The sequence below is a fragment of the Mycobacterium angelicum genome (assembly GCF_002086155.1).
Classification (GTDB): Bacteria; Actinomycetota; Actinomycetes; order Mycobacteriales; family Mycobacteriaceae; genus Mycobacterium; species Mycobacterium angelicum.
Genome location: NZ_MVHE01000304.1, coordinates 1 through 446 on the forward strand (window position 1 = coordinate 1; position 446 = coordinate 446).

The window sequence follows — 446 nt, forward strand, 5'->3', positions numbered from 1 at the left end:
TCGTCGAGGAACAGCAGCTCCGGGTCGTTGATCAGCGACCTGGCGAAGGTCAGCCGCATCTGCATGCCCTTGGAGTACTTGCCCACTAGGGTGTGGGCGTCATCGGCCAGGCCGACGGCGGCCAGCAGCTGCATCGGGTCGGCCGTCGCGCCGGCGTACAGCGAGGCGAAGAAGCGCAGGTTCTCATACCCGGTGAGCTTTTGGTAGTGGTTGGGCAGCTCGAAGGAGACCCCGATGCGCTCGTAGTAATCGGGTCCCCACTCGGCCGGCTCTTTGTCCCACACCGTGGCCTGGCCGCCGTGGTCGCGCAGCAGCCCGATGAGAAGCTTCTGGGTGGTGGACTTGCCCGCGCCGCTGGGACCTAGAAGCCCGAAGATTTCGCCGCGGCCGACGGTGAACTCCATGCCACGCACCGCCGGCTCGGCCGCCTTTGGGTAGCGGAAGGT

1 protein-coding gene is annotated in these 446 nt (G+C 66.6%); it reads right to left on the reverse strand.

Going from position 1 to position 446, the window contains the following annotated elements; all coding sequences use genetic code 11:
• Positions 1 to 446, reverse strand: a 446-nt coding sequence (locus tag BST12_RS29505) for an ATP-binding cassette domain-containing protein (RefSeq protein WP_139802103.1), incomplete at both ends; no start/stop codon positions are given.